At 65.2% G+C, this 20,683-nt stretch carries 14 protein-coding genes; 6 read left to right on the forward strand and 8 right to left on the reverse strand.

Annotated elements, in window-relative coordinates:
- Positions 1 to 124: 124 nt before the first annotated feature.
- Positions 125 to 952: a tetratricopeptide repeat protein gene (locus tag P9230_RS08960; RefSeq protein ID WP_278118512.1), complete on the reverse strand. Its 828-nt coding sequence runs from the start codon at positions 950 to 952 to the stop codon at positions 125 to 127.
- A 122-nt stretch (positions 953 to 1,074) separates the two neighbouring features.
- Between P9230_RS08960 and P9230_RS08965 the strand changes: the two genes are divergently transcribed.
- The 5 genes from P9230_RS08965 to pdeM all read left to right on the forward strand — a co-directional run bounded on the left by P9230_RS08965 (position 1,075) and on the right by pdeM (position 7,267).
- Positions 1,075 to 2,439 (forward strand): leucyl aminopeptidase family protein, encoded by a 1,365-nt coding sequence (locus P9230_RS08965; protein ID WP_278118513.1) that lies wholly within the window; start codon positions 1,075 to 1,077, stop codon positions 2,437 to 2,439.
- A gap of 74 nt (positions 2,440 to 2,513) precedes the next feature.
- Complete coding sequence (locus P9230_RS08970) at positions 2,514 to 2,864, forward strand: MarR family winged helix-turn-helix transcriptional regulator (RefSeq protein WP_066996450.1); 351 nt, start codon at positions 2,514 to 2,516, stop codon at positions 2,862 to 2,864.
- A gap of 50 nt (positions 2,865 to 2,914) precedes the next feature.
- Complete coding sequence (locus tag P9230_RS08975; RefSeq protein WP_278118515.1) at positions 2,915 to 3,775, forward strand: NlpC/P60 family protein; 861 nt, start codon at positions 2,915 to 2,917, stop codon at positions 3,773 to 3,775.
- 227 nt (positions 3,776 to 4,002) lie between these two features.
- Entirely contained in the window at positions 4,003 to 6,534 is a 2,532-nt protein-coding gene (locus tag P9230_RS08980) for a ligase-associated DNA damage response DEXH box helicase (RefSeq protein WP_278118518.1), read from the forward strand.
- Positions 6,535 to 6,550: 16 nt separating this feature from the next.
- On the forward strand, positions 6,551 to 7,267 hold the full coding sequence (gene pdeM / locus P9230_RS08985; RefSeq protein WP_278118520.1) for a ligase-associated DNA damage response endonuclease PdeM: 717 nt from the start codon (positions 6,551 to 6,553) through the stop codon (positions 7,265 to 7,267).
- A 7-nt stretch (positions 7,268 to 7,274) separates the two neighbouring features.
- On the opposite strand, the gene P9230_RS08990 is transcribed toward pdeM, so the two are convergent.
- Genes P9230_RS08990 through P9230_RS09000 form a run of 3 tightly spaced genes read right to left on the reverse strand, consistent with a single transcriptional unit; the run spans position 7,275 to position 11,884 of the window.
- The gene (locus P9230_RS08990) at positions 7,275 to 8,210 is read right to left on the reverse strand and encodes a DmsC/YnfH family molybdoenzyme membrane anchor subunit (RefSeq protein WP_278118522.1); all 936 of its coding nucleotides are present in this window, start codon (positions 8,208 to 8,210) and stop codon (positions 7,275 to 7,277) included.
- A gap of 12 nt (positions 8,211 to 8,222) precedes the next feature.
- Positions 8,223 to 8,957: a 4Fe-4S dicluster domain-containing protein gene (locus P9230_RS08995; RefSeq protein WP_095824207.1), complete on the reverse strand. Its 735-nt coding sequence runs from the start codon at positions 8,955 to 8,957 to the stop codon at positions 8,223 to 8,225.
- Positions 8,954 to 11,884, reverse strand: a complete 2,931-nt coding sequence (locus P9230_RS09000) for a molybdopterin oxidoreductase family protein (RefSeq protein WP_278118524.1) — start codon at positions 11,882 to 11,884, stop codon at positions 8,954 to 8,956. Before P9230_RS09000 ends, P9230_RS08995 begins: the two co-directional genes overlap by 4 nt.
- Before the next feature lie 278 nt (positions 11,885 to 12,162).
- Here P9230_RS09000 and P9230_RS09005 point away from each other — a divergent pair, with 278 nt between their 5' ends.
- Positions 12,163 to 13,071 (forward strand): LysR substrate-binding domain-containing protein, encoded by a 909-nt coding sequence (locus P9230_RS09005; RefSeq protein ID WP_278119442.1) that lies wholly within the window; start codon positions 12,163 to 12,165, stop codon positions 13,069 to 13,071.
- A 12-nt stretch (positions 13,072 to 13,083) separates the two neighbouring features.
- Here P9230_RS09005 and P9230_RS09010 read toward each other — a convergent pair whose 3' ends face one another.
- From P9230_RS09010 to P9230_RS09025, 4 genes are all read right to left on the reverse strand, one after another.
- Positions 13,084 to 14,340: an Hsp70 family protein gene (locus P9230_RS09010; protein ID WP_278118526.1), complete on the reverse strand. Its 1,257-nt coding sequence runs from the start codon at positions 14,338 to 14,340 to the stop codon at positions 13,084 to 13,086.
- A 172-nt stretch (positions 14,341 to 14,512) separates the two neighbouring features.
- Positions 14,513 to 15,301, reverse strand: a complete 789-nt coding sequence (locus P9230_RS09015; RefSeq protein ID WP_067322676.1) for a TIGR02186 family protein — start codon at positions 15,299 to 15,301, stop codon at positions 14,513 to 14,515.
- Complete coding sequence (locus P9230_RS09020; protein ID WP_066996707.1) at positions 15,301 to 16,218, reverse strand: sulfite exporter TauE/SafE family protein; 918 nt, start codon at positions 16,216 to 16,218, stop codon at positions 15,301 to 15,303. The genes P9230_RS09015 and P9230_RS09020 overlap by 1 nt, the downstream gene beginning before the upstream one ends.
- A gap of 189 nt (positions 16,219 to 16,407) precedes the next feature.
- Positions 16,408 to 20,559, reverse strand: coding sequence for a peptidoglycan-binding protein (locus P9230_RS09025; protein WP_278118528.1), 4,152 nt, complete (start codon positions 20,557 to 20,559; stop codon positions 16,408 to 16,410).
- Positions 20,560 to 20,683 lie beyond the last annotated feature (124 nt).

Below are 20,683 nucleotides of genomic sequence, written 5' to 3' on the forward strand. Positions count from 1 at the left end.
CCCAGCCTTGAAGCAATTCCAGGAAAAGTGTGTAACGGTTTTCCGTCCGGAATTGCGGAAAAAACAAACAGCTAGAGCAACTCGCGGTTTCCGTAGAACGATGACCTCTGTAGGTGCCGGGCAGTCAGTTGGTCGCGACCTTCGGCTTGCCCTTGTCCTGATCCTTGAGTTGGCTCCAGGCATTCTGCTGCGCAAGCATCTGGCGCAGATAGGCGATATTGGCCTGCGCCTGCTCCGGCGAAAGCTCCTGCGAGGCGATCTTTTCGGCCTCGTCGAAACGACCCTGCAGGCCGACGACCAGCGCCAGGTTCTGCCGCACCCGGCTGTCGGCGTTGGGTTGCTGCGCGGCCGAGCGCATATAGGTCTCGGCGGTGCGCAGATCCCCCTCCAGCACATAGGACATGCCGAGATTGGAAAGGATCGAGGGTTCGTTCGGCTTGAGTTCGAGCGCCTTCCGGTAGTCCTGACGTGCCTCGTCCCGCTGCCCCATCTGGTCAAGGATGGCGGCTTCAGCCGAAACCAGGCGCCAGTCCGGATATTCCGGCGTCTGCGCGCGGCGCACCGCATCGAGCGCCTGCTCGAACTGCCCGTTGGCGGCAAGCGCCTTGCCGTAGGCGGCGAGCACGTCGCGGTCCTTGGGGTAGGCTATCGCGAGCTTGCGCATCACCGCCAGCGACTGGTCGGCGTCGCCATCCATCTGCAGCGCCGCGGCATAGTTGGTGGCGATGCGTTTGTCATTCGGGTTCCGGGCGTAGGATTCGCCGAGCCTGGTCGTGGCACTGTGCAGTTCGCCGGCTGACATCGTTTCGAGGGGCCGGTTGTCGGAGCGGGAAATGGAGCCGGTCGTGAACTTGCTGGTGCTGCCGCAGCCGGCCACGCTGGCCGCCAGCACCGCCAGCAATGCCGTGGTGACCAGACGCTTGCTTGTGAAGGTCAACGCTTTGAGCGGCATCGGCGCCTATCTCCATTCCTGCGCGGCCATTAAGCTGGCCGTCTTCCCTCCCACAGAAATATTCTGTTAACCCTAACGGATCGTTAAGAAGCCGACTCGCCGTGCCGGCCGGAGACCATCGAATGCCTGTCGAACTTATTGACCAGAAACCGGAAGCAGCCTTGCCAGTCTACCTGGTGGGAAAGGATGGCCTCGACGGCACTGGCCTTTCCCCTTCCGTCATCGCTTGGGCACGGGCCAACGGCTTTTCCGGCGAGGCGGGCCGCACGCTCGTTCTGCCGGCCGAAGGTGGCGGTCTCGCCGGCGCGCTGTTCGGCACCGGCGACGGCGAGAGCCAGCTTGCCGTGGGCGCCCTGGCGCGGGCGCTGCCCGAGGGTGAATGGCATTTCGCCCAGGATCTGCCAGCGCCCGATCTTGCGGCGCTGGCCGTCGTCCTCGGCGGCTACGCCTTCACCCGCTACGGCAAGAAACCCGGCAGGGCGTTGCGCTTCGCGCTGCCGTCGGGCGCCGACGGCGCGCATGTGCGCCGCACCGCCGAGGCTATTTTCCTGACGCGCGATCTCGTCAACACGCCGACGAGCGACATGGGGCCGGATGAGTTCGAGGAGGCTGTCCGGGCATTGGCAGCCGGGCACGGCGCCGACGTCTCCGTCGTCAAGGGTGACGATCTCCTGGCGCGGAATTTCCCGATGATCCATGCCGTCGGCCGCGCCTCGGCCGGCGCGCCGCGGCTGATTGACATGACCTGGGGCCCGAGCGACGCGCCGAAGGTGACGCTGGTCGGCAAGGGCGTCTGCTTCGACACCGGCGGCCTCGACATCAAGCCGTCGTCGGGCATGCTGCTGATGAAGAAGGACATGGGCGGCGCCGCCAACGTGCTGGGTCTCGCCTCGATGATCATGGCGGCGAAACGGAATGTGCGGCTGCGCGTGCTGATCCCTGCGGTCGAGAATTCGATCGCCGGCAATGCCTTCCGGCCTGGCGACGTGCTGAGGAGCCGCAAGGGCATAACGGTGGAGATCGGCAACACCGATGCTGAAGGCCGGCTGGTGCTGGCCGACGCTCTGGCGCTTGCCGACGAGGAAAGGCCGGCCCTGCTGTTCGACATGGCGACCTTGACCGGAGCGGCCCGTGTTGCGCTCGGCCCCGATCTGCCGCCCTTCTATACCGGCGACGAGGCACTGGCGTCCGACCTGGCTGCGGCTTCGCTTGCTGTCGAGGATCCGCTGTGGCGCATGCCGCTGTGGCGTCCCTATGACGCGAAGCTTTCCTCGAAGATCGCCGACCTCAACAATGTCACGACGGACGGCTTCGCCGGATCGATCACGGCGGCGCTCTTCCTCAAGCGCTTTGTCGAGAAGACGCCCGGATGGGCGCATCTCGACATCTTCGCCTGGAACCCGAGTGATCGCCCATACGGCTTGACCGGGGGTGAAGCGCAAGGCATTCGCGCGCTGGAACGAGTGATCTCGAAGCGCTTCGGGTGAGTGTGACGAGAAAACTGGCAAAAGCCGCCGCGGACTGAAACGGAAGCGAAACAATTTGCCGTCATGCTTGGCAAATGTCGATCTCGATGCGCCCGAGCCAGGCCTTGCGACTGTGGCAGCAGGTATTGCTGTCGCAGGTGCGCGACGACGCGCCCGACCTCACCATGCGCCAGACCGCCATCCTGCTCACCATCTACCTCGATCCGCCGCCGCATACGGTGCGCGGGCTGGCCGCGAGGCTCAACGTCACCAAGCCGGTCATTACCCGCGCGCTCGACACGATGGGCGCGCTGAAGCTGGTTTCGCGCCACCGCGACGAGCTCGACAAGCGCAACGTGCTGATCCGGCGCACGGTGGAGGGCGCGCTCTTTGTCGAGCGCTTCGGCGATGGTATCGTCGCAAAGGCGCATGAGCTGCCCATCTGACCGACAACTCGTCTGTCTGACCGACAAACTCATTTGACTGGACTACCGATTTGACCGCCAGGGATGCCCGCCTTAACGCCTTTCGTTCCGATCTCGCCGATGCCAGGCTGAAGGGGGAAGTCGCCGCCGATCGCTTTGTCGCCGGCCGCCCGGCGCGGATCACCACCGCCGTCGCCGACCTGCGCAAGGCGCCCCGCCCCGATGCCGGCATCAACACGCAGGCGCTGTTCGGCGACGACGTGCTGGTCTTCGAGGTTGCGGAAGGCTGGGCCTGGGTGCAGGCCGAGCGCGACGGCTATGTCGGCTATGCCGCCGACAATGTACTCGGCGCACGTGAGCATGCGCCCACCCACATCGTCTCCGTGCCGCGCACCTTCCTCTATCCCGGACCGGACCTGCGCTTCCCGATCGGCGGGCAACTGTCGATAGGCTCCGCGGTGACGGTGACGGGTTCCGCCGAAACGCGCGGCACGCACTACGCGCTGCTGCCATCCGGCCAGGCCGTCATTGCCCGCCATCTGCGGCCGCTTACCGAGGTTGCAGACGACTTTGTGACGGTCGCCGAAAGCTTCCTCGGCACGCCATACCTCTGGGGCGGCGTCTCCGGCTTCGGCATCGACTGCTCCGGCCTCGTGCAACTGTCGATGCGCATGGCCGGCAAGGATGTGCTGCGCGACTCCGACATGCAGGCGGCATCGATCGGAACGCCGCTCGAGCCATGCCCTGAGTATTCCGGGCTGCAGCGCGGCGACCTCGTCTTCTGGAAGGGCCACGTCGCGATCATGACCGACGCGAAGGACATGATCCACGCCAATGGCCACACGATGCTGGTCTCGCGCGAAGGGCTGAAGGATGCCGTCGAGCGGATCGGCTATCTCTATGGCGGCCCGACCGGGTTCCGCAGGCCTTAGCGCCCTTACCTCTCCTCCAGGGGGAGAGGTTGGATTGCCCCGATTTGCTCTTCGCAAATCAGTTGGCAATCCGGGTGAGGGGTAAGTAGGCCAAGCTGGATCACCCTCATTAGGCTCGGCGCTGCGCGCCGAGCCACCTTCTCCCACAAGGGGGAGAGGGGAAGAATGATCCCCTTTTGTTCCGATTTTCCTTGGCGATCGCTTGCCAGCGCGCTACCTCTTTGCGCGTGACAGAGCAGCCGCGCCTCGCCGAACAGAATGTCGCCGTCCTTCTCCCCGAGCCGTTCGTAAAATGGTTCGCTGCAAAAGGCTGGTCGCCGCGCGCCCACCAGCTCGAACTGCTGGCGAAGGCTCAAGCCGGCCAATCGGCGCTGCTGATCGCGCCGACCGGCGCCGGCAAGACGCTTGCCGGATTCCTGCCCTCGCTTACCGAACTCGCCAGACGTCCGCGCCGCAAGCCCGGAGGGGCGCATCGTGGCATCCACACGCTCTACATCTCGCCGCTCAAGGCGCTGGCCGTCGACATCGAGCGCAATCTCGGCAAGCCGGTCGAGGAGATCGGACTGCCGGTGACCATCGAGACCCGTACCGGCGACACGCCCTCGCACAAGCGCCAGCGGCAACAGCTCGCACCGCCCGACATCCTGCTCACCACGCCCGAACAGCTCGCTCTTCTGATTGCCTCCGCCGCCGCCAGGCGCTTCTTCGAGGATTTGCGTTATGTCGTCCTCGACGAATTGCATTCGCTCGTCACCTCGAAGCGCGGGCATCTTTTGGCGCTAGGCCTGGCGCGGCTGCGCACCTTCGTCCCTGAGCTGCAGACCATCGGCCTGTCGGCTACGGTCGCCGAGCCGGATGAGTTGCGGCGCTGGCTGGTCAGCCAGGCTTCCCCTGAGGCCATGTCCGAGTTAATCGTCGTGACAGGCGGCGCCAAGCCCGACATCTCCATTCTCGATTCCGAAGAGCGGGTGCCATGGGCTGGCCATTCCGCCCGCTACGCCACTCCGGAGATCTATCGCGAGGTCAAGCGGCACAAGACGACGCTGCTCTTTGTCAACACGCGCAGCCAGGCCGAGCTGCTGTTTCAGGAGCTGTGGCGCGTCAACGACGACACGTTGCCGATCGCCTTGCATCACGGCTCGCTCGACGTCGCCCAGCGGCGGCGGGTCGAGAAGGCGATGGGCGAAAACGCCTTGCGCGCTATCGTCGCCACCTCGACATTGGACCTGGGCATCGACTGGGGCGATGTCGATCTGGTCGTGCATGTCGGCGCGCCGAAGGGGGCCAGCCGCCTGGCACAGCGCATCGGCCGCGCCAACCACCGCATGGATGAGCCATCGAAGGCGATCCTGATCCCGGCCAACCGGTTTGAGGTGCTTGAATGCCGTGCCGCGCTCGACGCCAACTATCTCGGCGCGCAGGACACGCCGCCTTTGGTCAATGGCGGGCTCGACGTGCTGGCGCAACATGTGCTCGGCTGCGCCTGCGGTGCCCCGTTCCACGCCGACGCGCTGTTTGACGAGGTGAGATCGGCTGCGCCCTATGTCAGCCTAGACCGCCCGACATTCGACCGGGTCATCGACTTCGTCGCCACCGGCGGATACGCGCTGAGAAACTACGAGCGCTACGCCCGTATCCGCCGAACCAAGGAAGGCTTGTGGCGAGTATCCAATCCCCGCGTGGCGCAACAGTACCGGCTGAATGTCGGGACCATCATCGAAGTGCCGGCCCTCAACGTTCGTTACGTCCAGGCTGGAAGCAAGGGCGCGGCCTCGCGCGGCGGCAGAGTCTTGGGAAAGATCGAGGAAGCGTTTCTCGAGACCTTGACCTATGGCGACACTTTCATGTTCGCCGGAAGGGTTCTGCGCTTCGAGGGTATCCGCGACAATGAGTGCTTCGTGTCGAATGCTCCCGGAAGCGAAGCAAAGGTGCCCTACTATGGCGGCGGCAAATTCCCGCTTTCGACTTATCTCGCCGAGCAGGTGCGCGCCATGCTCGACGATCCGCAGCGCTGGAAGAAGCTGCCCGAGCAGGTGGCCGATTGGCTGCGGTTTCAGGCGGATAAATCCGTCCTGCCGAAACGGGACGATCTGCTGATCGAGACCTTTCCACGCGGAAACCGGCACTATCTCGTAGCCTATCCGTTCGAAGGCAGGCTCGCGCATCAGACGCTGGGCATGCTGCTGACGCGCCGCCTGGATCGAGCGGGCGCCAAACCGGTCGGCTTCGTTGCCACCGACTATGCGTTGGCTATTTGGTCGCTGGCCGACATGGGCTGGATGTTCAAAAACAAAAAACCATCGCTGGCTGCGCTCTTCGATCAGGACATGCTCGGTGACGATCTCGAGGCATGGTTTGCCGACAGCTGGCTGCTCAAGCGCACCTTCCGCAACTGCGCGCTGATTTCCGGACTGATCGAGAAACGTCATCCCGGCAAGGAGAAAAGCGGCCGCCAGGTCACCGTCTCGACAGACCTGATTTATGATGTGCTGCGCAGCCACGAGCCCGACCACATCCTGCTCCAGGCGACGCGTGCCGATGCAGCGACCGGATTGCTCGATGTCAGCAGACTTGCCGAGATGCTCTCGCGCATCCTCGGTCGAATCGTGCATAAGGACCTGGAACAGATATCGCCGCTAGCCGTGCCGATCATGCTCGAAATCGGCAAGATGCCGGTGCATGGCGAAGCGGATGAAACGCTGTTGATGGATGCCGCCACCCTCGTTGAAGAGGCCATGGGGCCGGAGATGGCCGACTGAGAGAAGACAAGAGGGGATGAATTTTTCGCTGTCGCGCGCTACGCTGGTCGCCGAGGCCGACTTCGTCGGCATCGCCGGCGAACGCGCGGTTTGCGACCGGCGCGGCGTGCTCTATATCCCCGATCTGCGGCTGCTTGCGGTCTCCGACCTGCATCTCGAAAAGGGCTCGTCCTTCGCCAGGCGCGGCGCGCTGATCCCGCCTTATGACACAGGTGCGACCTTGCTGCGGTTGCAGGCTGTGATCGCCGACTACGGTCCGCGGATCGTCGTCAGCCTCGGCGACTCCTTCCACGACGGCGGCGGCGCCGAGCGCATGCATCTAAGCTTCCGCAAGCGGCTGGAGGCGATGATGGCCGGCCGCGACTGGTTCTGGGTTGCCGGCAATCATGATCCGGATGCTCCCGCCGACCTGCCTGGCGAGACGGTGAGGGAACTCGCGATTGGTTCGCTTGTTTTCCGCCATGAGCCATCCAAGCTGCGGGTGGAGGGCGAGATCGCCGGCCATCTGCATCCCTGCGCCCGCATCGTCCAGCGCGGCCGCTCGGTCAGGCGGCGCTGCTTCGCCGGTGACGGTGGCCGCATGATCATGCCGGCCTTCGGCGCCTATACCGGCTCGCTCAACGTGCTCGACCGCGCCTATGCCGGACTGTTCCGCCTGGAAACGCTTGTTGCCTACATGCTGGGTGCGGAGCGCATCTTTGCCATTTCCGGCTCGATGCTGCGGCCGGGCTGAAGCGGCTTCATCTGCCGTAATAGAGCGTGACGGTGTGCTTTGCCTCGGCGAAGAACAGCCAGCGTTCGACCAGCATGCCCGCGAATTGCATAAGCGCTGCAAGCAGTGATGCGGCTGCTGCGAAAGGCCATGGCAGGGCGAAGGCGATCACGAGCAAGATGGCCGGCACGGCGAAGGCCAGCACCTGCGTCATTCGCCTCAGCTTCGCGCTATGTTTGCGCGCAATGCGAAAGCCCATCTCCTTGAGCAGGTAATTTTCTTCGGTGTGCGGCCATTCGATGGACCGCACCGTGCCGCCGGCTAGGCCGGTCGCCGTGTTGGCCGTGGTCGGGATTTCCAGCCTGTCGTTGTAGTGCCAAGTCGCAAGCTTCCAGCCCCACCCGGCGAGCGTGGCAAGCAGCGCGCCGGCCAGAACCAAGGTTGATCCGGCCCCGAAGCTTCGCAGCAGGCCGTTGAGCAGCACGCCACCCGTCATTGCCGAGAAGATAAGATAAGCCGGCAAAGTATAGCGGCTGTGCCACTGCGCGATCGGTTTCAGCGAGGCATAGATCATTCCGGTCGTGCAGACTGTCACCACGGCGCCGGCGGCAGCCAGCAGGCCAACGATGGCGACCCAACCGCCGCTTTTGCCCATCAGCGCCCAGCCAATGCCGAACAGCCCGGCCGGGATGAAGGTCGCCACCGCGGCGATCCCTTCGCGCGACAGCCAGGAGCTTCGCCATTGCGAGAAGGCGCGCCAGGCGCGTTCAGGTCGGCCGAGATGGCCGGTCGAGGAGAACAGGCCGGCCGCGATCAAGCCAAGCGAAAGCGCCATGCCGAGGAGTCCGAGCCAGAACTCGGGCGCGATCAATCCCAGCCCGCCAAGGACGCCGAGCAGCGCCAGCAGGCCGTAGCCGGCCCCGGTGGCGGTGGTGAAGAAGACGACGGAATAGGCGGGATGCATGGCTGCGCGAATTCAGTTCGAAAGCATGCGGTCGATCCAGCCGAAGAAGCCTCCGTCGGTCCGGATCGGTTCCAGCGCCGGTGCATCCACCTTCGCCGCGCGCTCGGTGCGGGCACGCGGGGGCAGGTATTTGTTGGTCGGCTTGTAGCCAAGCTCGGGCATCAATTCGACGCCGCCACGCTCTTCTACCAGGTGCGAGATTGCCGAGGCGGGATCGCCCAGATCGCCGAAATGCCGGGCGCTGGTCGGGCAGGCGGCGACACAGGCCGGCACGCGGTCCTCTGTCGCCAGATTGTCGTTGTAGATGCGGTCCACACAAAGCGTGCATTTCTTCATCACGCCGACATCCGTATCGAATTCGCGCGCGCCATAGGGACAGGCCCAGCTGCACAGCTTGCAGCCGATGCACTTGTCCTCGTCGACCAGCACGATGCCGTCGGAGGCGCGCTTGTAGGAGGCGCCGGTCGGACAGACGGTGACGCAGGCTGGCTGCTCGCAATGCAGGCAGGAGCGCGGGAAGTTCACCGTGCGGCCGCCTTGTTCGGTCGTGTGCTCATAGCTATGCACGCGGTTGAACCAGACACCGTCGACACGCCCGCCATACGGCTCGATGTCGGTCAGCGGCGCCATGTGTCCGCCGGTGTTCCATTCCTTGCAAGCGGTGACGCAGGCCTGGCAGCCGACGCAGGTGTCGAGGTCGATGACGAGGCCGAGCTTCTTCTCGGTTTGGGCGGGAAGGCAGGTCATTCGGCGGCTTCCCTTTTTATGCGGAATCCATCGCCGAAGCGAAGCACATCCGGTGACGGCTCGAAATTTGGCGGCTGCCGCAAGCGCTCGAATTGCGGCTCGGCGAAGCCGGCCTCTTCCGCCGCGCATTTGGCGATACGCACGCGCACGTCGAACCATGCCGCCTGTCCGGTGACGGGGTCGGAGTTCGAATAGCGCTTGTCGTTGACGGTAGCCGCGGTCTGGTCGCCGATGATGTGATTGAGCAAGAAGCCGCGATTGCTCTCTGCGGCGTCGTCCTTCAGCCCCCAGCTGCCGCGCCGCTTGCCGATAGCGTTCCAGGTCCAGACAGTGTCCGGGTTGACGCCGTCGATCAGCTTGATCTGACCCTTCACGCGGCCGTTGATGCTTTCGATCCACACCCAGTCGTCGTCGGCCAGCCCAAGCCTCGCTGCCGTCCGCCGGTGCACGAACAGCCGGTTCTGGCTGGTGATTTGTCTCAGCCACGCATTCTGCGAGCCCCAGGAATGATACATGTGCATCGGCCGCTGCGTCAGCGCATGCAGCGGATATTTCTGGAGATCGACGGCGTCGTCCTCGAAGGACGCGTACCAGAACGGCAGCGGGTCCATATAGGCTTCGATCCGGTCGCGCTCGGCCTCCGGCGGCTGCACCTTGCCATGACCGCGCGCGGCGAGGCGAAAGCGCTGCATCGGCTCCGAATAGAGCTGGAAGATGATCGGATCGGCCTTGGAGATGAATCCCATCTTCACGCCAAAGTCGAGATAGGCGCGGTTGCCCATCTTGTAATAGCGCTGGTCGTCGGCGAACCCGTGGTGCCAGAAACCGCCATTGTCGATGTAGCGCTGCAACTGGTCCGGGTTCACCTCGCCTTTGCCGATCGCGTCGCCGTTCTTACCGCGCCAGCCGGCAAGCGGGCCGATGCCGGGCGTGCGCTCGTGGTTGACGATGTAGTCGGCATAGTCGCGGTATTTCGCCGAACCGTCTTCGTTGGCGAAACCAGGCAGGCCGAGCCGCGCACCGAGCTCGATCAGCACCGACTGGAACGGCCGGACATCCCGGTCCGGCTGCACCACCGGGTGACGGATGGCATCGCCCGGCCCGTCGGCATGGCTGATCGGCCGGTCGAGCAGGCTGATGCAGTCGTGCCGCTCGAGATAGGTCGTGTCGGGCAGCACCAGGTCGGCGAACGGCACCGTCTCGGAATAATAGGCGTCGGAATAAATGATGAAGGGGATCTTGTAGTCGCCCGCCTCGTCCTTGTCGGTGAGCATACGAACCGTCTCGACGGTATTCATCGAGGAGTTCCAGGCCATGTTCGACATATACATCATCAGCGTGTCGATCGGATAAGGATCGCCGGCCCAGGCATTGCGGATGACGCTGTGCATCAGGCCGTGGGCCGCAAGCGGCGCCTCCCAGGAATAGGCCTTGTCGATGCGGATCGGTGTGCCGACCTCGTCGACGAGCAGATCGTCGGGCCCTGAGACGAAGCCGAGCGGCATACCCTCCAGCGGCGTCATCGGGCGGACGTTCTTGCCTGCGGGCTTTGGCCCCGGCGGCGCGCAACGCGGATAGGGCGGCTTGAAGCGGAAGCCGCCGGGCACGTCCACCGTGCCGAGCAGAACCTGCAGCAGGTGGATGGCGCGGCAAGTATGAAAGCCGTTGGAATGGGCCGAGATGCCGCGCATGGCATGCATCGACACCGGCCGGCCCTTCATCGTCTCGTGCCGGCGGCCGGCCCAATCGGTCCAGGCGACCGGCAGCTCGATCGCCTGCTCGAAGGCGATATGCGCCAGCTCCGCCGCGATCCGTCGGATGGTGTCGGCGCCGACCCCGCAGCGCTCCGCTACCGCCTCCGGCGAATGGCTTTCGTCCAGGTATCGGTCGGCGATCAGCTGAAATACCGGCGCGCAGCGGCGGCCATTGACCGTGTAGCTGCCGGTCAGTGCTGGTTTGGCATCCGGATCGGCGGCATTGACGGGCGCCTTCGCCACCCTGTCCCAAGCCAACAGGTTGCCGTGATCATCGCGCATGAACAATCCGTCATCGGCGGAACCGGGCTCCTGCACGACAAGCACCGGCGCGTTGGTGTAGCGCAGCAGATAGTCGAGATCTATGCGGCCGGCCTTGAGCAACTCATGGACGAGCGCCAGCACGAACAGTCCGTCCGTGCCGGGTCGTATGCCGATCCAGTCATCGGCAATCGCGTTGTAGCCGGTGCGGCAAGGGTTGATCGACAGCACCTTGGCGCCGCGCGCCTTGAGCTTGCCGAGGCCGATCTTGATCGGATTGGAATCATGATCCTCGGCGACGCCGAACAGGATGAAGTATTTTGTGTTGTCCCAGTCGGGCTCGCCGAACTCCCAGAACGAGCCGCCGATCGTGTAGAGCCCACCGGCCGCCATGTTGACCGAGCAGAAGCCGCCATGGGCGGCGAAGTTGGGCGTACCGAACTGGCTCGCCCACCAGCCGGTCAGCGACTGCGACTGGTCGCGCCCGGTGAAAAAGGCAAGCTTTCTCGGATCGGTGCGGCGGACCGCCGACAGCCGCTCGGTGGCGATGGTGAGCGCTTCGTCCCATTCGATCTCGCGAAACTCGCCGGAGCCACGAGGCCCTGTGCGCAGCAGCGGCTTCCTCAGCCGCGCCGGGCTGTAATGCTGCATGATGCCGGCGCTGCCCTTGCCGCAGATCACACCCCGGTTCACCGGGTGGTCTTTGTTGCCGTTGATGTAGCGCACCTTGCCGTCCTTGATGTGGACGTCGATGCCGCAGCGGCAGGCGCACATGTAGCAGGTGGTTTTGGCGATGCGGTCGGACACGCTCGGCGAGGTCTCGACGCCGTCGCCTTCGTCAGGCGCCTGGCTGTCGGCCAGCGGCCGCTGCGAGGGCGCGGAGTTTGCGCCGCGTGGTTCAGCTAGGCTCATGATCCGCGAACGCTCTTGCCGCTTGCCATCTTGGCCTTCGCCTTCGGACCGGGCCCGCGCATATAATGCAGCTCAGGATGGTAGCGGTCCCCGGCGAACTGCCGCCTCAGCTGGCGGCTCCAATGCGCGAAAAGAGATTTGAAGCGCCCGATCATTTCCAACCTTGGCGGCAGAACGGCCAATTTTTTCCAAGCTCGGGTAAAAAGTTAGAACAAAGCGATTGATCTGTCTAACAAGCCGCTCTTGTAATTCCGATCGATTTTGCTTCTTAGTTGGCCATGACCCTCGATCAGCTTCGCATCTTCGTCGCCGTCGCCGAGCATGGCCACATGACCAAGGCGGCCGACCTGCTCGGCATCTCGCAATCGGCCGCCTCTGCCGCCATCCGCGCGCTTGAAAGCCATCATGGCGTGCGGCTGTTCAACCGGGTCGGCCGCAACATCGAGCTTGCGCAGACCGGCCACCGCTTCCTGCCCGAAGCCAAGGCTGTTCTGGAACGGGCAGCGGCTGCCCACAACGTGCTGGAGCATGTTTCCCAGACCATCACCGGCAGCCTGTCGATATCGGCCAGTCAGACCATCGCCAGCTACTGGCTGCCGAGGCGCCTGGCGTCCTTCCACGAGGCCTATCCGGCGGTGCGCCTGAGCGTTACCATCGGCAACACGCGGCAAGTGGAAACCAATGTGCTGGACGGCCGGGCCGATTTCGGGCTGGTCGAAGGCCGAACCGAGTCCGACATATTGCGGCGCGCCACGGTCGATGAGGATCGCCCCATGCTGGTCGTTGCGGGCTCACATCCCGAGCTTCCGATGACGCCGGCGGGAAACCTCGACATCAGGTCGTTGCGCTGGATCATCAGGGAGGGCGGGTCGGGCACGCGCGAGGCGCTGGAGGATTTTGCGCGCAGTGAAGGGGTTCCGCCGGCGGAGTTGCAGATCTTTCTTGTCCTGCCCAGCAACGAGGCTGTGCGTCAGGCGGTGGAGGCTGGTGCCGGCGCGACCATAATTTCCGAGCTCGTCATTGCGCGCTCGCTGGCGGAAGGCAGCTTGCGATCCGTGCCGGTCGTTCTGCCGAAACGCGATTTCGCCATGATTACCCATCGCGACCGGCAGGCGAGCCTCGCGCAAATGGCGCTCAAGGCGCATCTCACCGGCAAGCAGAACGCGTCGTCAACGGGGAGGGGCTAGAGCAAGGAAGCGTCAGGCGAATTTGCGCCGCGCATCAAGCGCGAGCCCAAGCCCGACCGAGCCGAACATATCGCCTTCGATAACCGAGGCCTGCGGCACCAGCGAAAGGATCCGCCGCTTTGCCAGCGGGATCGCCGTCGAACCGCCGGTGAGGAACACAGCGGTGATGGCCGAAGCGGGAACGCCTGCGTCGGCAATCGTTTGCCTGACCATCGCGGCCACCCGTTCGATATCGCCGCCGATCGTCTCTTCCAGGCCGGCGCGCGTGATCCCGGCCGCGAAGCGTACGCCGGGCAGCGACACCTTCACCTCGGCCCAGGAATGTTCTGTCAGCGCGATCTTGGCCCGTTCGACCAGGCCGGCCATCGCATGGCCGTAACGATGCTCGACAATGTGGATGAAGCGGTCGACGAGATCGGCGCACTCGGCTTCGAAGCGGATCTGCTTCAAATCCGACATCGCCTTCGCGGTGTAAATGAGATTGATGCGCTGCCAGGTGGCGAGGTCGATGAAATAACTTGCCGGCAGATTGCGCTTGCCGTCCTTGGTCGGGGTCAGATAGCCGAGCTCGGGCATGATATGGGCGATGCTAAGCAGCCGGTCGAAATCCGTGCCGCCGATATGGATGCCGCGATTGGCCAATATGTCGCCCTTGCGGTCGTCCGAGCGGGCGCGCTCCGGCGAGACGCGCACGATCGAGAAGTCGGAGGTGCCGCCGCCCATGTCGACGATCAGCGCCAGCTCTTCGCGGGCGACATTCTGTTCGTAGTCGAGTGCGGCCGCGATCGGCTCGAACTGGAAGGCGATGTGCTTGAAGCCCTGCGCGCGCGCTGCCTTTTCAAGCTCGCTTTGCGCTTTAGCGTCGGCGTCGGCATCGTCATCGACGAACTGCACGGGGCGGCCGAGCACGACGCGTTCGACCGGGCCGCCGGCATCCTCTTCCAGCCGCTTCTTCAAATGGCAGATGAATAAACCGATGATGTCGGTGAAGCCGATCAGGCGCGCCTTGATGCGCGTCTTCTCGTTGGCGAGCGAGCTGCCGAGAACGCTTTTCAGCGAGCGCATCAGCCGGCCCTCCACGCTGTCGGTGTAGTCGGCGATTGCGCGGCGGCCGAAATAGGTGTGGCCGTCCTCGAAGTTGAAGAAGACGGCGCTCGGCAAAGTGGGCTGTTCGCCCTCCAGCGCCACCAGTTGCGCCCGGCCGTTGCGGATCACGCCCACTGTGGAATTGGACGTGCCGAAATCGATGCCGCCGAATGCTGGATGCATAGCAGCCTCCTGTCATTGGTTTCGTCGCAGCGCATCGCCGGCGTCGAAAAACGCGCCGTCACCCGGTCGCCGGACCGCTCTGCCGAATTGAATGTGTGCTTGTCCCCGAGTTGGGAGGCGGCGACTTATCCCAAATCCGGGAACAGGGGAACCCTCATTCGCGCGAAAAACGTCAATCCTTGCGGAAAACGATGCGTCCGAGCCAGCCGGTGAGCATGGCAAGGGACACGGCGAACACGCCGTAGAGGAAGGAATAGTCGTGCGCGACGCGGAAGATCGACTGTTCGAAACCGGACTTGCGGATTTCGAGCTGGGCCGAGCTCTCCTTCACGAACATGCCGCTCTTGAACAGGAAGGCGCGTGCCTTATGGGTGCCGACCGGGATGTTGGGCGCGAGCCGGACGGTGGCGCGGAACAGGTTCTGCGACAGGAACTGGACGCCCCCGACATTCTCGCTGTAAAGGCCGGTCGCCGTCTTGCGCTCGCGAAGTGCCGAGGTGAATTCCTCGATCGTGATCGGGCTGTCGCTGGGCTCGGCCGGTTGCATGTAGAGGTTCGAAGCGCCGAGCGACAGCTGCTTGTAGCTGTTCGGCTCGGTGATGTCCTGCAGCGGGCGGGTCGTCGCCACCGAGTAGGATACCGGCACGTTCTCGAAAGTCTCCGATTCCAGATTGATCCAGACGCCGAGCACCCTGTCCTTGCGGCGCACGACGACGGGGCGGGCGGGACCCTCCAGCACGACGATGACATCGTAGCGTCCCTGGCGCGCGATCAGCGGATCGGGATTTTCGAGCGAGCCGAAAATGGTGAGGTCAGCGCCGGAAAACCCGGCGGTAATCGAAATGGCGTCGGTCGACAGGCCGATCTGGATGCTTTCCGTCGCCGGCGTCTGTGCCGCCGCCGGCAGTGCTGCGGCAGCGAGCGACAGGATGGCCGCTGCGAACGCTCTCAACGGCCCCATCAGGTCAGGCCCGCGAGCGAATAGCGATTGGGAGGCGTCACGAAAAGGTCGATGGCCAGGCGGATGGCGACGGCCAGAACCAACAGCGCCAGAAGCGCCCGCAACTGCTCGCCGCGCAGCCGCTGGCCCGCCTTGGCGCCATATTGCGCGCCGGCAACGCCGCCCGCCATCAGCAGGAAGGCCAGGATCACGTCGACCGTCTGGTTGGTCGTGGCATGCACCAGCGTGGTGTAGGCCGAGGTGAAGATGATCTGGAACAGCGAGGTGCCGATAACGACGTTGGTCGGCACCTTGAGCAGATAGATCAGCGCCGGCACCATGATGAAGCCGCCGCCGACGCCCATGATCGACGACAGAAAGCCGATTGCCGCGCCGAGGCCGAGCACCGGGATGATGCTGACGAACAGCTTCGAGGCGCGGAAGCGCATCTTGAACGGCAGACGGTGGATCCAGTTGTGCTGGCCGGATTTCTTCAGCACCGGCGCCGCGCCGCTGCGCGAGGCGCGCAGCGCGTTGACGCTTTCGACCAGCATCAGCCCGCCGACGGTGCCGAGCAGCGCCACATAGAGCAGTGAAATGAAGAGATCCAACTGGCCGAGCCGGCGCAGCAGCGCAAAGACATAGATGCCGGCGGTCGAGCCGACGATGCCGCCGGCCAGAAGCACTCCGCCGAGCTTGAAGTCGAGCGTGCCGCGCTTGAAGTGCGACAGCGCGCCGGAGAAGGAGGAGGCTATGACCTGGTTGGCCCCCGTGGCCACCGCGATCGCCGGCGGGATGTTGTAGAAGATCAGGAGCGGCGTGATCAGGAAGCCGCCGCCGACCCCGAACATGCCCGACAGGAAACCCACCGCCGCGCCCATCGCCAGCAGCACGAAGACGTTGACGGAAATTTCCGCGATCGGGAGATAGATGCCCACCCGTCTGTCTCGATCAGTTTGCCTGTCGGCGAATGCCGCCGTCCCCGGCAGTTTCGCACCAAAAAGCCAATTTTTTCTTGCGCGGCGCGCGCCGGGGTCAAATCCCGGCGCCGCGCCGAAACGAAAACCGTCTCAATCAGTTAACAGGCAAATCTGTGGCAAGCCGTCGCGGAAGCGACGCGCCTGCCGTTATTTGTGCGCAAGCAGCGCCTTGACGAGTGGCGCGTCGATCTCGCCGGTCGGCTTCATCTTGTTGTCGGTCTGAAAGGCCATGATCGCGTTCTTGGTCTTGTCGCCCATAACGCCGTCGGCGCCGCCGGCATCATAGCCGTTCTTATTGAGGATCAGCTGGATGTTCTTCACCGCCTTCTTCATGTCGATGCCGGCGGTGGTCTGCGGCGTGCTGTCCTGCCAGGATTCCGGAATGTCGGCCGAGTTGCTGGCCGCGTTGAGCGGCTTGGCCTTCCACAGGTCCGTGGCGGCGCGCGCCCGCTCGAGCTGCTCGGGCCTGAGCGCATTGGCGATCTCGTCGCGTTTGGCCGCAGCGTCCTTGTCGCCGGTCTTGGCGACGAGAGCGAACCATTTGTAGGATTCCTCCAGGTTCTGCTTCATGCCGACGCCCTTGGCCGAAAGGATGCCGAGATTGAACTGGCTGTCCTTGACGCCGAGGTCAGCCGCCTCCTGGAACCAGTGCGCCGCCGACTCATTGTCGGTCACGCCGTCCGCCGCCATGGCGAACAGAACCGCCAGATTGTGCATGGCGCTGGCGTTGCCCTGTTCCGCCGCGAGTTGGTAATAGGTCTTGGCTTTCTTGATGTCTCGCGCGACGCCGATGCCCTTCTCGTAAAAATTCCCGATGCGGTATTCGGCCGGTGCGAAGCCCAGTTCGGCGGATTTCTCATACCATTTGGCGGCCGCCGCCATGTCTTCCTTGACGCCGCGCGATTCCGCGTAGCGCGAGCCGATCTCGAACAGCGCCTTGGCGTCGCCGCCGGCGGCCGCGTCGTGCAGCGCCACCGGACCGATATCGGCCGGGACATCGATCTTGGCGGCCGAACTTGCCGTCTGGCCGCCGCCCGGCGGGACGGTGCCCGTGGTGTCGGCGGACGTGGTTGCCGGTGTGCCGGCCGAGGAAGCGCCGGCTGCGGCGGCACCGGGCATTGCTGTGCTCGCCGGCGCGCGGATGGTGGGCTGCGCGTCGCCATCCGTGTCCATGGCACGCCCGTTCGCAGCCGGAGAGACTGGCTCCGAGGGTATCGCTGAAGCCATCGGCGCGGGCCGGGCTGGCGCGGACGGAGTCGCCGGAGCAGGCGCCGGTTCGGCTGGCGCCGCGGCCGCGGGCATTTCGGGTGCGGATGGTTGAAAGGCGGCCTGTGGCGTTGGATCGTCCTTCGACGGCTCGGCCTGCCTGACGGCACGCGCCGGCGCGCTCTCGGGCTTCGCAGTGCCCGTGTCGGGCTTGGGTGTGCTGACATCGAGCGAGGCGGTTTCGACCGATTGGGTGGAGACCATCGGCGCGACGTCGTTGCTGGCGACCGGCGCGTCGGAGAAGAAGGCCTTGCCGAGCTGCAGGCCGGCCAGTGCCATCATGATCGCGGCCGCCGCCATCAGGATGGGCTTCCGCCGCGCCTTGAGCAGATCGCCGATTCTGAGCGCCTTCACCGGGCCGGTCATCGTCGACTGCCGCTTCAGCGCGTCGGCTTCCGCGGCGGCGGCCTGCGCCGCGCGGCGGGCGGCCGCGATGAAATCGGATTTGGCGGCATCTGTCTCGCTGCGCTTGGCCGGCTGACCGCCGCGCTCGTCGCGCACGCGCTTCATGATGGCGTTGAGGTCCGGCGCGCCGGAACCAGGTTCGAGCGGCCGGTTGGCGGCTCTCGGATCGAGCGGTTCGTCGATGTCGACGGTCGGAACGTCGCCGGCCGGTGCCGAGCCGGCAAGCGGCGGCGTGTCCTCGTTCTTCTTGCCCTTGAAGGCACGCGCCAGTCCGCTGAACATCGACTTCTTGCGGCCGGTGGTCTCAGCCTTCTCGCCAATTTCGTCCGATCCGAGCGCAGCCATTGCGGCGGCGGCCGCGGCCTCGGCGGGCGTGCGAGCGGCAGCTTCGCCGCGCATTACAGGTTCGCCACGCGTAACAGATTCGCCACGCGAAACAGGTTCGCCCGGTGCAGCCGGCTCGTTTCGCGAAACCGGATCGTGGCGCAGGATGGAGGCGGCGCGCGCATCGAGATCGGCGATGTCTCCGGTCAGTGGCAGCGGCTGGTCGATATCCATCGACGGCGCGTCCTGGACGGCGATCTTGCCGGTGCGGGCGGCCCGCTTGCCGCCCGGCTGCGGGTCGATCAGTTCGCTGACCGCTTCACTGGGACCTTCGGCCTCCAGCGAGCCGAGCCGGTCGACGATCTTGAGCAGCGTGTCGTGGATCGCCTCGAACGTGCGCGAATTGCGCTCGTCGGAACGGCGGGTGAGCGCTTCGAGCGTCTTCAGGTCCTGCGCGAGCCCGCTCACGGCGGCTGCGTTGGAAGCAGCCGTGCCGGAACTCGATTCGCCCAGGGACCGCACGGCGTTCTCCGCAGCCTCGCGCGCGACGGTGAGGATGGAATCGCGCGTGCCGGCCAGCGACTTCTCGATCTCGTCGAGGCGAGGGCTGATGTCCTCGAAATCGGGAAGCGGTGCGCTCGGCTTCGAAAGATGCGCCGAAAGGGCGGTCACCTGCGACTCAAGGCTGCGGATCAGTGCCGGATCAATGCCGGCGACCTGCGCGGCGGAGGATTCCAGCCGGCTGGAGATGTCCTCGAGCCGGCTTTCCAGGCCACGGATCGCCATCTCGTTGGCGGGATCGGGCGCGCGCGTCTCGATGCGCTTGGCAAGCGCGGTGAAGCGGGCGTCGATCGCCTCCATGATGCCAGCGCCGTCGTCCTGCCGCATGCGCTGGTCGAGCCTGTCGGCGACTTCGTCCAGCCGCCGCTCGAGTTCGCGGAACAGCAGGTTGCTCTGCTCGATGGCATCACCCTGGCGGCGCTCGAGGAGCGTGGACAGCGCGTCGAAGCGCTGCTCCAGGCCCTGGAAGATGTGGTCGGCGTCGGGCATCGCCGGCGCGCGGTCTATCTTGTCGGTGATCAAAGCAATCTGCTTGCCGAGACGCTCCATCGCCTGCTCCGGCAGATGGGCGCGCCCGGCGAGCTCGTCCACACGGCTGGACAGAAGGTTGAGGCGGTCGATGACCTCGGCGCCGGGACGCGACTGCGCGACCTCCTCGATCTGCTCCGCCAGCGAGGCGATCCGTTTCTCGATTCGCCCGAAGGTTTCCGGATCGAAGGCATTGGCCTGCGCGGCCACCGTCGAGGCGACGATGGCGCGCGAGATCTCGTCCAGCCGCTCGTCGATCATGGCAAGCGTCTCGCCGCCGCGCATCGTTTGCTGGCTGGCGAAACGGTCGACCGCTCCGGCGAGGGTGCGCACCTTTTCCTCCAGCGAGGCGAGCGACAGCGATTGCGGCAGGTTGTTGACCGCGCTGCTGATCTGTTCGAGGCGGTCGGTCAGCGCCGAAAGGTTGGGACCCTCGGCGCGCTGGCGCTGGTCGGCGTCGACGCGATCCTCGAAGGCGCTCCAGCGGCGATCGAAATCGTCCCAGCGGCGGTCGACGGCCTGCACGCTTTGGTCGACGGCCCGCACGCTTTCCTCGCGCGCCAGCGTGTCGAGCGCCGCCTTGACCTGCTCCAACTCCAGCCGCAGCAGGTTGACGCTGCGATCGTCGCTTTTTTCGGCAAGCGTGTGGATGGCGCCGGAAAGCCGTTCGAACTCGAGGCCGAGCTCGGCGCTGTTCTTGTCGGCGGGGGCACCATGCTGGCTCGCCGCCTGCATGGCGCGATCGATATCCTGACGCAGCGCGTCGAATTCGCGCTGCAGGCCGGCGGTCATCTGATGGCGCAACTCCTCGCGCAGTCCGCGCAATTCGACCGCGATCTTGCCAACCATCGCGACGCCATCTTCCTGTCCGCGCACCCGGTCGATGTCGCGGGCAATGGCCTGATAATTGGGGCCGAAGTCGGAAGCTGCGGCCGCCGGGTTCTGCGACCCGCGGTTTTGCGGTCCGCGATTTTGGTCCCTCTGCGTGGTGTAGGGTTCCTCGTACCAGCGGGGCGAACCATAAGGTTGCGCGGCCGCATAGCGCGGCTCGGGGGCCGGCCGCCGCGGATCGGGGCGCTCGGGCGTGTCGCTGCGCGTCCGCTCCAGCCGCTGCTCCAGCGTTTCGAGCGAGCGGCTCAGATCCTCCAGCGAGGTCTGCGACCGGCGCTGCCTACCGGCGTTGAGTGTATCGAGATAGGACCGCTTGCTGTTCATCGATGCGCCCGTGTTCAGAATGACCGGCTGAGACCGGTTTCCCAGAGTCTGCCGGGAACGAAGGCGTCCGCGCGGTTTTGCTGCGGAGGAAGACGGGCTTCCCGGGTTTCTCACCCACGCTTCG

The organism is Mesorhizobium sp. WSM4887, from assembly GCF_029625865.1.
In the GTDB taxonomy this organism is placed as follows: domain Bacteria; phylum Pseudomonadota; class Alphaproteobacteria; order Rhizobiales; family Rhizobiaceae; genus Mesorhizobium.

Bases quoted from the DNA above. Each gene is read 5' to 3' on its own strand.
- P9230_RS08960 (WP_278118512.1), bottom strand. From the start codon at position 952: ATGCCGCTCAAAGCGTTGACCTTCACAAGCAAGCGTCTGGTCACCACG.
- P9230_RS08965 (WP_278118513.1), top strand. From the start codon at position 1,075: ATGCCTGTCGAACTTATTGACCAGAAACCGGAAGCAGCCTTGCCAGTC.
- P9230_RS08970 (WP_066996450.1), top strand. From the start codon at position 2,514: ATGTCGATCTCGATGCGCCCGAGCCAGGCCTTGCGACTGTGGCAGCAG.
- pdeM (WP_278118520.1), top strand. From the start codon at position 6,551: ATGAATTTTTCGCTGTCGCGCGCTACGCTGGTCGCCGAGGCCGACTTC.
- P9230_RS08990 (WP_278118522.1), bottom strand. From the start codon at position 8,210: ATGCATCCCGCCTATTCCGTCGTCTTCTTCACCACCGCCACCGGGGCC.
- P9230_RS08995 (WP_095824207.1), bottom strand. From the start codon at position 8,957: ATGACCTGCCTTCCCGCCCAAACCGAGAAGAAGCTCGGCCTCGTCATC.
- P9230_RS09000 (WP_278118524.1), bottom strand. From the start codon at position 11,884: ATGAGCCTAGCTGAACCACGCGGCGCAAACTCCGCGCCCTCGCAGCGG.
- P9230_RS09005 (WP_278119442.1), top strand. From the start codon at position 12,163: ATGACCCTCGATCAGCTTCGCATCTTCGTCGCCGTCGCCGAGCATGGC.
- P9230_RS09010 (WP_278118526.1), bottom strand. From the start codon at position 14,340: ATGCATCCAGCATTCGGCGGCATCGATTTCGGCACGTCCAATTCCACA.
- P9230_RS09015 (WP_067322676.1), bottom strand. From the start codon at position 15,301: ATGGGGCCGTTGAGAGCGTTCGCAGCGGCCATCCTGTCGCTCGCTGCC.
- P9230_RS09025 (WP_278118528.1), bottom strand. From the start codon at position 20,559: ATGAACAGCAAGCGGTCCTATCTCGATACACTCAACGCCGGTAGGCAG.